Source organism: Cohnella faecalis, assembly GCF_003570905.1.
Classification (GTDB): domain Bacteria; phylum Bacillota; class Bacilli; order Paenibacillales; family Paenibacillaceae; genus Cohnella; species Cohnella faecalis.
Genome location: NZ_QXJM01000013.1, coordinates 1 through 9,349, shown reverse-complemented (window position 1 = coordinate 9,349; position 9,349 = coordinate 1). Strand labels below are relative to the sequence as shown.

Genomic DNA, 9,349 nt, shown 5'->3' with positions numbered 1-9,349 from the left:
GTTAGCTCCGAGGACTAGTACGAGTCCGACTAAGCCCTTGAACAGGCCCACCGCCGCGCTGAAGCTGTAGTCGCTTTGCTTGATTCCTTTTTCGTATACGAACGTATCGAGGACGTTGCCGATCTCTTTGTTGAACGGATTCAACATGAGGAAAATTTGCTCGAAACCGGAATCGAGTACGGTGCCTAAACGAAGAATGAGCAAAATTACGACGGTAGGGCCGATGGAAGGCACGATGATGTGCCAAATGCGCTTCCAGCGGTTGGCTCCATCTACGATGGCTGCTTCCAGGAGCTCGTGATTGATAGAGGCGAGCGCGGCCAGGAAAATAATTGTGGACCAGCCGGTTTCCTTCCAGATCAGCTCCACGATAACGATCGGGACGAACAGATGGGAATTCGTCATAAAGGATACCCAATCGTAACCCATGTACATCAGCAGTTGGTTAATGAGACCTTCCGGCTTAAGGAAAATGGTCGCGATGCTAATAATGACGACCCAAGAGAAGAAATGCGGCAAATAGACAATAGATTGAATGAAACGTTTGATCCTTTCGTTCGCCAGCTCGTTCAACATGATCGCAAGGAGAATCGGAGCGGGAAACACGAAAACGATTTGCATCAAGGAAATGAACAGCGTATTGCGCAGTACCCGAAGTACTTCGGAATCCTCAAAGATCCGCTGGAAGTTGGCAAACCCGACAAAATCGCTCTCCATGATGCCTTTGAACGGATTAAAGTTCTGAAAGGCGATGACATTGCCGAAAATCGGAATAATCTTGAACATTAGAAAGTAAATCAGGCCAGGCAGCAATAACAGGTAAATATAGCGGTCTCTCCAAAGCCGTGGGAAAGCGATTGAAAAAAAGTTTTTTGTGTGAGGCTGGAACCCGCGATATTTTCCTTGGCCATCATCCATCGTTCCTCTCGCAGATGGTATATTTCCTGCAGACGAATCCGAACTTGATCTCACAATCCCCATCCGTTGCGGACGAATCGGCGGAGACAGGGACATACACGACTGTGGCTTGCGGCAGCTCTTCGCCCTCCAGGACGGGGCGGCCGGATTCATCGACCCGGCTATGCTGACGCTCCGCGAGCCCGTTCCCATTGGTTCACCTCGTCGACCGTCCAAAGCGCGAAGCCGCGCTGCCTGGCTCCGGCTACGACTTCCGACCGCTTGTCTGACGGGTTCGAAGTTGTAAATGTGAACCTGATGGAAAAGGAAGTGAGCGACGCCTTCGGATTCCCGAACAATGTTCAGGAACGGATCGACGAGACTGGAATCGTACAGTTCGGGGTGGTTGAGATCCTGGCTCAGAAATCCAATCTCAAGCACGTCGTACGAACGGTTCCCTTCCATAAAATCGCTCACCGGGAAGTAGGGATGGCATGTGCCGAAAATCAGGCCGATATTGCCTTTTTTGCTCGGGCTCTGGTTTGATCGGACTCGATGCCGTTCTGCTCGCACCATCGGTACAGCTCGCCCAGCCTTCGAAGGGGTATAGTGATTCTTGTTGGACGAGATGCGGTCGATGCCGGCCGCATCCCGAAGCCATTTGCTCTGGTTGCGGAAGGCTTCTTCGTCCCATTTGCCGCCCTCCATGTCCAATGCATTATAATGAAGGCACAAGTCGTGTCCATCGGCCTTCACTTCGTCGTAGGTGGCTGACGAATATCCCGGTTCCAGCATACACCATGTCGAACGGGCGTCCACCTCTCTTAGCAGTTGGAGGGTTGCCGCCGCATGCTCGTCCTTGTTAATATCGCTGTCATGGGAGATGACGGCCACGGCCGGAATGCCGGCGGGCCAAAAGCTGAGGAACGGAAGCAGCTTACCCTTCGACAGCGTGATCGAGATCAGATGCCGGATCAATTCTGTCCGCCACCAGTCCGCATACGGATAAGCGTAATATTTTCATGCCCGTGGCGGTTGTCAGGCGGTCGTATTCCCAGTCCATCGCGCAACGGTCGTCAGCCTTGAGGAGGCCGTCCTGTACAGGGATCGAACCGTCCGGCGCCGATGCGCCGTCGTCATATACGGGACCGCTCCCTTGCTGCAAGGCGACAATCGAGCCGACTATGTCGATCGACCAGCGCTCGAACGTTCCCCGGCCCAAGGGATAGAGAGCAGCGCCGGGCCCGCTTCGGCGCCGTTGGACTGCAGGCGTGCAAGCTTCCGGTTTTGGCGGCGTCTTGCACGCCAATCTTGCTCCAGCCTGTCGCAGACAGGAAGCGAATCGGGCCGAGCGCTTCCGGCAGGACGGCGTAGCCTGGGCCGAGCGGGCGTTCCTCGCAATACCCAAGCTTGTGTGCCAGTCCTCTTAGTCCAGCATAGGAGACGACAGTGCCGCGGCCTCGACGTAATCTTGCAGCTTTTGTCCGTTGTCGGCGTTCTCTTCGCATAGAGCCGGGATCAGAATATCAGGCTTCCATTCCAAGGCGGCTTGCAAGGACTCGAACGCTTGGAAGGGGATGCGGAGGCGGCTCAACGTTTCTTCGATATAGCCTTGGAAAGAGTTGACGCCATACGTTTCTCTTCGTTTCCTTACCGAAGGCTCGTTCACAATTGCTAGGTTACCCATTTCCATTTGGTGCCACTCCCTCGTGAATGAAAGCACTCGCGATTTATATGTCAGACAATATAACACGAATGCGAGCTACTAATCTATAAAATTGGTATAGGTTTAGAACCAATTCCAGTATATCACGATGAGATTGCCGTTTGTCAATAATAAAACGTCAGAAATATTAACTTAAATAAAAAAAGAAACCGCTTCATAAATCCGCGGTTTCTTTGTAAACGCAATCAACTGACATGGACTTACACGCTGTCTTCGGTCAGGACAGGGTCAAGCTCAAGCGCTTGTCTCAGCTTGTCGGTCAAGCGGACGGTCGCTTCGTCCGGTGTTTCGAATCCTGCCAGAACTTGCTCAGCTCATGGACGAGCGCCGACTCGAGGATCGGATCGGGAAGCATCTCGTTCATGAAGTAAAACGGCTCCGAATTTTCCTCCGTCACGCCTAGCGCGCTGCGCTCGCGCTCCGTCCATACCTCCTCGTTCACCTGTGTATAAACGGACAGGAACTTGGCTTCGGCAGCCATACGTCTCTGGTAATCGATATGTATCGCTAACCGGGCGAACTGCTTGGCCAGCGCCGTATTCCCGCTCGTCTTCGGAATCATCATGCCGTTGGCGATCGCAAGGTTTCCTTTGACCGCTTGCGGGCTGGTAGGCAGAGGAATGACGGTTACGGGAAACGTTGCATTGTTCATGCCGGTCGTCAGCGTCGTCGTCAGGAACATCCCGAGCCGTCCCTCGTCGAACAACTGGGCGAGCAGCTCCCAATCGTTGACGGCCATGACCGGGCTTACGCCGTCCCTATAGAGCAGCGTCTGGATGAAGTCCAAAAAACCCGCCAGCCCTTCGGTATTCAGCATGCCGGACGGCTCCTGCCGCATCCGATAGCTGTGCTTGCGGGCGAGCACCGGCCAGCGATACAGCGACGAGGACAAACCGAAGCCGTAGATGTCGTTCAGGCCGTCGCCGTTCGAATCTCTTGTGATCGACTTGGCCGCTTCGACAAACTGCTCCCAATTCCAGCTTATTTGCGGTATATGCAGTCCGCTCGTCTCAAACAGATGAGGATTGCAGGCGAGGAATACTGGCGAATACGTAAGCGGGATGGCGTATTGTCCTGTCGGGTGGCCGAATATTTGAAAGAGCTTGTCCTGGGTCATGCCCTGCTCCGGAACGATATCCTCAAGCGTCAGGAACTTGTCGAGCGGCAATCGCTGCATGTCGCCATCGTTCATAATGACGATGTCCGCATGGACGCCGAAGCTGGCCAAATCCTGTAGTAGATCCTCGTTGTTCGTGCCCATTCCGAATAGTCGGAATTCGACGTTCGGATACTGTTCCTTGAACATCTCGATAAGAATCGGCAGCGCCTTGTTCACGTAAGAAGAATGCTGAGGGCAGATGATGTTGATGATGTTGCTCTCATGCTTGCCGATGTCGAGATCTTTCGTAACCATAGTGCCCCGGCCGACCATCTTGACCAGAAGCCCTTCGTTCGTCAGCAGCTCAAGCGCCTGCCGCAGCGAATTCCGGCTAATATCGTATACCTGACAGAGCTCTTTCTCGGGAAGCAGGAACTGACCCGGCTTCAGATAGCCGGACAAAATCTCCGTTCGCAGCTTCCCCGCAAGCTCGATATAACGAAATTCCCTCTTAATCACAAAACCCCTCCATAGCCGTTAATAATACCCTTTTTGTCTTCTTATTAATAATATACTGTCTGCGATAATTTTGGTATAGGTTTGGTACAAATGTCATTGACACTATTTTGTTTCGGGTGCTATAGTGGACTCGTTCAGTTAACTAAAATAGTTTTTTGTATTTTGAAATAAATACAAGGAGGAATAGACATGAAAGGTAATATACCGGTTATACCAACGCCGTTTGTCGACGGCAAGATCGATTACGAAGGCTTTGAAAATTTGATCCGGCATACGTCCGATTTCGTGGAGGGCTATGTCATCGGCGGCAGCACCGGCGAATCGCCGGCATTGTCGGCCGAGGAGCGCATCGAGATCGCCCGCTTTTTTGCCAAGCGCGTGCCGCACATGCACATCGTGATCGGCCTCAATCATACGAATCTGGAAGAAGCCGTGGCAATCGGCCGAGCGGCGGTCGAGGCCGGCATTCGCTCCGCGCTCGTGCCAAGCCCTTATTATTTCCCGAACTCGCTAGAATCGGTGAAGGCGTACGTGAGAAGTCTGGCTGAGCGGACGGGGCTGCAGATCGTCTTCTACGATAACCCGGTCACGACGAAGACGGTATACACCGCCCAGCAACTAATCGAGCTGGCCGCGGCCGTGCCTGCGATCAAGGCGATCAAGATGACGGACCACAACATGGGCAAAATCCGGGCGTTGAAGCAGCAGACATCGCTCGCGGTGTTCGGCGGAGACGACATCATCTGCTTCCGTGCGTTCGAAGCGGGCGTCGACGGGAACATGATTATCGCGCCGATCATCTATCCGAAGGAATTCAAGGAGTGTTGGGATCTGTACCGGGCAGGCAAGCGTCAAGAGAGCTTTGCCGTCTTTTCCGACAAGATTCTGCCGTTCATCCATATGTTCGGTCCGGGGGATGAAATCCCGACGACCAAGGCGTTGTACAAACAGCTCGGCCTGTTCAAGAGTGCGGAGACGCGGCTGCCGCTGCTGCCGTCGGACGAACAGCGCGTCAGCGAGACGTTGCTCGGCTATCCGGTATGAGCAGATGGATCGACCTGACGGGGAAGCTGGAAGACGGGATGTGGAATTATGGGGCGCCGTTCCCTGAGGTCGTCATAGAGAAGGTTGCGGACGCGGCGTTGTTCGGCTATGAAGGCCACGCTTTTCAACTGCATTCCCTGGCGGGAACGTATCTGGAGACGGCCAACCATCTGTTCCCCGACCGGGAGCGGCTTGGCGATGTAAGCATCGACCGTCTGAAGACGAGGGCTTGGGTGGCTCAGTTGCCGAACAAGCGACCGTTTGAATCGATTGGCGCGGCGGAGCTGGAGGAGGCGGTTGGCTCCGTGCTCGAACCGGGCGACGCTCTTCTGATCGCGACCGGATGGGACGCTTATTGGAACAGGGAAGGTTTTACGGAGTCCAGCCCGTACTTTGAGCCCGAGGCAATGGAATGGATCATTGCCCGCGATGTCGGTTTGCTGGGGATGGACATCACATCCATCGAGGACCCGCGCAAGCCTGGCGGCGAGATGACGCTTCTGGCGCGTTATTATGCGAAGGACCGTCTCATGGTCGCGCCGCTCGTAAATCTGCGTGAAGCGGGCAGGGGACCCTGGACGCTGCTGGCGCTGCGCTGCACATTCCCGATGCGTGCGCCGCCCTTGCGGGCGGTCTTGTTCGAACCTGACTGTAAGGGTCAGGGTTGGGTATGTAGCCAAGCTTGTTGGAGACAGCCAGCGCTTTGGCGCGGAGCAGCTCGCCGCATTCGCCGAAGGCGCGGCTGGGGAGCTCGCTGCTCAGTGCGGTAATGCCGAGAGCGCCGGCGACCTTCCGGTATGATTGAAGATGGGGGCGGCGATGCAGCGTATTCCAGCTTCGCCTTCCTCGTCCTCGATGGCGTAGCCGTCTCCCGCACGCCGACGAGAAACGGCTTGAACTCCTCAAGCGAGGTCATCGTATGCGCCGCCGTCTTGGGCATGCCGTGCTTCGCGATCGCCTGCAACAGCTGATCGTCTGCCATGTAGGCGGCCAGCGCCTTGCCGACGCCGGAATTGTGCAGCAGCTGGGTCTGACCGATTTGCGTGGAGAATTGCACAAAGCGGGCCGTTCACCTTGTCGATATACAAGCCTTGTCGTCCTCAGATCGCCAGATGGACGGTAAACTTTAAATTCTCCGCCATCCACTCCATCTCGGCTTGCGCCTGGCGAATATCCAGCTTGGACAGCCGCTCCATTTCGGCGTCGGCAAGGCGCTGGCCGCCTACATGGCAGACGATCAGCTGTTGCAGGCGATCGCGAAGCACGGCATGCCAAGACGGCGGCGCATACGATGCCTCGCTTGAGGAGTTCAAGCCGTTTCTCGTCGGCGTGCGGGAGACGGCTACGCCATCGGGACGAGGAAGGCGAAGCTGGAATACGCTGCATCGCCGCCCCATCTTCAATCATACGGGAAGGTCGCCGCTCTCGGATTACGCACTGAGCAGCGAGCTCCCCAGCGCCTTCGGCGAATGCGGCGAGCTGCTCCGGCAAAGCGCTGGCTGTCTCAACAAGCTTGGCTACATACCCGAACTGACCCTTACAGTCAGGGTTCGACAAGACCGCCGGCAAGGGGCGGCGCACGCATCGGGAATGTGCAGCGGCAGCGCAGCGCGTCCAGGGTCCCTGCCGCTCACGCAGATTACGAGCGGCGCGACATGAGCGGTCCTTCGCATAATAACGCGCCAGAAGCGTCATCTCGCCGCCAGGCTTGCGCGGGTCCTCGATGGATGTGATGTCCATCCCAGCAAACCGACATCGCGGGCAATGATCCATTCCATTGCCTCGGGCTCAAAGTACGGGCTGGACTCCGTAAACCTTCCCTGTTCCAATAAGCGTCCCATCCGGTCGCGATCAGAAGAGCGTCGCCCGGTTCGAGCACGGAGCCAACGCCTCCTCCAGCTCCGCGCGCCAATCGATTCAAACGGTCGCTTGTTCGGCAACTGAGCCACCCAAGCCCTCGTCTTCAGACGGTCGATGCTTACATCGCCAAGCCGCTCCCGGTCGGGGAACAGATGGTTGGCCGTCTCCAGATACGTTCCGCCAGGGAATGCAGTTGAAAAGCGTGGCCTTCATAGCCGAACAACGCCGCGTCCGCAACCTTCTCTATGACGACCTCAGGGAACGGCGCCCCATAATTCACATCCCGTCTTCCAGCTTCCCGTCAGGTCGATCCATCTGCTCATACCGGATAGCCGAGCAACGTCTCGCTGACGCGCTGTTCGTCCGACGGCAGCAGCGGCAGCCGCGTCTCCGCACTCTTGAACAGGCCGAGCTGTTTGTACAACGCTTGGTCGTCGGGATTTCATCCCCGGACCGAACATATGGATGAACGGCAGAATCTTGTCGGAAAAGACGGCAAAGCTCTCTTGACGCTTGCCTGCCCGGTACAGATCCCAACACTCCTTGAATTCCTTCGGATAGATGATCGGCGCGATAATATCATGTTCCCGTCGACGCCCGCTTCGAACGCACGGAAGCAGATGATGTCGTCTCCGCCGAACACCGCGAGCGATGTCTGCTGCTTCAACGCCCGGATTTTGCCCATGTTGTGGTCCGTCATCTTGATCGCCTTGATCGCAGGCACGGCCGCGGCCAGCTCGATTAGTTGCTGGGCGGTGTATACCGTCTTCGTCGTGACCGGGTTATCGTAGAAGACGATCTGCAGCCCCGTCCGCTCAGCCAGACTTCTCACGTACGCCTTCACCGATTCTAGCGAGTTCGGGAAATAATAAGGGCTTGGCACGAGCGCGGAGCGAATGCCGGCCTCGACCGCCGCTCGCCGATTGCCACGGCTTCTTCCAGATTCGTATGATTGAGGCCGATCACGATGTGCATGTGCGGCACGCGCTTGGCAAAAAAGCGGGCGATCTCGATGCGCTCCTCGCCGACAATGCGGCGATTCGCCGGTGCTGCCGCCGATGACATAGCCCTCCACGAAATCGGACGTATGCCGGATCAAATTTTCAAAGCCTTCGTAATCGATCTTGCCGTCGACAAACGGCGTTGGTATAACCGGTATATTACCTTTCATGTCTATTCCTCCTTGTATTTATTTCAAAATAAAAAACTATTTTAGTTAACTGAACGAGTCCACTATAGCACCCGAAACAAAATAGTGTCAATGACATTTGTACCAAACCTATACCAAAATTATCGCAGACAGTATATTATTAATAAGAAGACAATAAGGGTATTATTAACGGCTATGGAGGGGTTTTGTGATTAAGAGGGAATTTCGTTATATCGAGCTTGCGGGGAAGCTGCGAACGGAGATTTTGTCCGGCTATCTGAAGCGGGTCAGTTCCTGCTTCCCGAGAAAGAGCTCTGTCAGGTATACGATATTAGCCGGAATTCGCTGCGGCAGGCGCTTGAGCTGCTGACGAACGAAGGGCTTCTGGTCAAGATGGTCGGCGGGGCACTATGGTTACGAAAGATCTCGACATCGGCAAGCATGAGAGCAACATCATCAACATCATCTGCCCTCAGCATTCTTCTTACGTGAACAAGGCGCTGCCGATTCTTATCGAGATGTTCAAGGAACAGTATCCGAACGTCGAATTCCGACTATTCGGAATGGGCACGAACAACGAGGATCTACTACAGGATTTGGCCAGCTTCGGCGTCCATGCGGACATCGTCATTATGAACGATGGCGACATGCAGCGATTGCCGCTCGACAAGTTCCTGACGCTTGAGGATATCGTTCCGGAGCAGGGCATGACCCAGGACAAGCTCTTTCAAATATTCGGCCACCCGACAGGACAATACGCCATCCCGCTTACGTATTCGCCAGTATTCCTCGCCTGCAATCCTCATCTGTTTGAGACGAGCGGACTGCATATACCGCAAATAAGCTGGAATTGGGAGCAGTTTTGTCGAAGCGGCCAAGTCGATCACAAGAGATTCGAACGGCGACGGCCAACGACATCTACGGCTTCGGTTTGTCCTCGTCGCTGTATCGCTGGCCGTGCTCGCCCGCAAGCACAGCTATCGGATGCGGCAGGAGCCGTCCGGCATGCTGAATACCGAGGGGCTGGCGGGTTTTTTGGACTTCATCCAGACGC

General features: G+C 55.3%; 12 protein-coding genes and 1 pseudogene. 5 read left to right on the top strand and 8 right to left on the bottom strand.

Features of this window, described 5'->3' with window-relative positions:
* From D3H35_RS33955 to D3H35_RS01365, 4 genes are all read right to left on the bottom strand, one after another.
* On the bottom strand, positions 1-1,875 hold a 1,875-nt coding region (locus D3H35_RS33955), incomplete at its 3' end, for an ABC transporter permease (protein WP_325049985.1).
* The gene (locus D3H35_RS01375; protein WP_147355701.1) at positions 1,835-2,206 is read right to left on the bottom strand and encodes a hypothetical protein; all 372 of its coding nucleotides are present in this window, start codon (positions 2,204-2,206) and stop codon (positions 1,835-1,837) included. The genes D3H35_RS01375 and D3H35_RS33955, both read right to left, overlap by 41 nt.
* 117 nt (positions 2,207-2,323) lie before the next feature.
* Complete coding sequence (locus D3H35_RS01370) at positions 2,324-2,590, bottom strand: hypothetical protein (protein WP_119147433.1); 267 nt, start codon at positions 2,588-2,590, stop codon at positions 2,324-2,326.
* A 292-nt stretch (positions 2,591-2,882) separates the two neighbouring features.
* Positions 2,883-4,241, bottom strand: coding sequence for an extracellular solute-binding protein (locus D3H35_RS01365; protein ID WP_119147432.1), 1,359 nt, complete (start codon positions 4,239-4,241; stop codon positions 2,883-2,885).
* Positions 4,242-4,430: 189 nt separating this feature from the next.
* Here D3H35_RS01365 and D3H35_RS01360 point away from each other — a divergent pair, with 189 nt between their 5' ends.
* On the top strand, positions 4,431-5,285 hold the full coding sequence (locus D3H35_RS01360) for a dihydrodipicolinate synthase family protein (protein WP_119147431.1): 855 nt from the start codon (positions 4,431-4,433) through the stop codon (positions 5,283-5,285).
* Positions 5,282-6,055 (top strand): cyclase family protein, encoded by a 774-nt coding sequence (locus D3H35_RS01355; protein WP_119147430.1) that lies wholly within the window; start codon positions 5,282-5,284, stop codon positions 6,053-6,055. Before D3H35_RS01360 ends, D3H35_RS01355 begins: the two co-directional genes overlap by 4 nt.
* Here the strand turns inward: D3H35_RS01355 and D3H35_RS34545 are convergent.
* The 4 genes and pseudogenes from D3H35_RS34545 to D3H35_RS01340 all read right to left on the bottom strand — a co-directional run bounded on the left by D3H35_RS34545 (position 6,044) and on the right by D3H35_RS01340 (position 8,316).
* Positions 6,044-6,342, bottom strand: a pseudogene (locus D3H35_RS34545) (IclR family transcriptional regulator domain-containing protein). The gene D3H35_RS01355 and the pseudogene D3H35_RS34545 sit on opposite strands and share 12 nt — an antisense overlap.
* A gap of 43 nt (positions 6,343-6,385) precedes the next feature.
* The gene (locus D3H35_RS01345) at positions 6,386-6,688 is read right to left on the bottom strand and encodes a hypothetical protein (protein ID WP_147355700.1); all 303 of its coding nucleotides are present in this window, start codon (positions 6,686-6,688) and stop codon (positions 6,386-6,388) included.
* Positions 6,689-7,263: 575 nt separating this feature from the next.
* Positions 7,264-7,425, bottom strand: coding sequence for a hypothetical protein (locus tag D3H35_RS30540; RefSeq protein WP_158593891.1), 162 nt, complete (start codon positions 7,423-7,425; stop codon positions 7,264-7,266).
* Positions 7,426-7,587: 162 nt separating this feature from the next.
* Positions 7,588-8,316, bottom strand: coding sequence for a dihydrodipicolinate synthase family protein (locus tag D3H35_RS01340; protein ID WP_119147427.1), 729 nt, complete (start codon positions 8,314-8,316; stop codon positions 7,588-7,590).
* 187 nt (positions 8,317-8,503) lie between these two features.
* On the opposite strand from D3H35_RS01340, the gene D3H35_RS31870 reads away from it, so the two are divergent.
* From D3H35_RS31870 to D3H35_RS01330, 3 genes are all read left to right on the top strand, one after another.
* A complete protein-coding gene (locus D3H35_RS31870; RefSeq protein ID WP_233567700.1) occupies positions 8,504-8,665 on the top strand; it encodes a hypothetical protein in 162 nt (53 codons plus the stop codon).
* Positions 8,590-8,787 (top strand): GntR family transcriptional regulator, encoded by a 198-nt coding sequence (locus tag D3H35_RS34540; protein WP_411675122.1) that lies wholly within the window; start codon positions 8,590-8,592, stop codon positions 8,785-8,787. Before D3H35_RS31870 ends, D3H35_RS34540 begins: the two co-directional genes overlap by 76 nt.
* On the top strand, positions 8,706-9,349 hold a 644-nt coding region (locus D3H35_RS01330), incomplete at its 3' end, for a type 2 periplasmic-binding domain-containing protein (protein WP_147355699.1). The genes D3H35_RS34540 and D3H35_RS01330, both read left to right, overlap by 82 nt.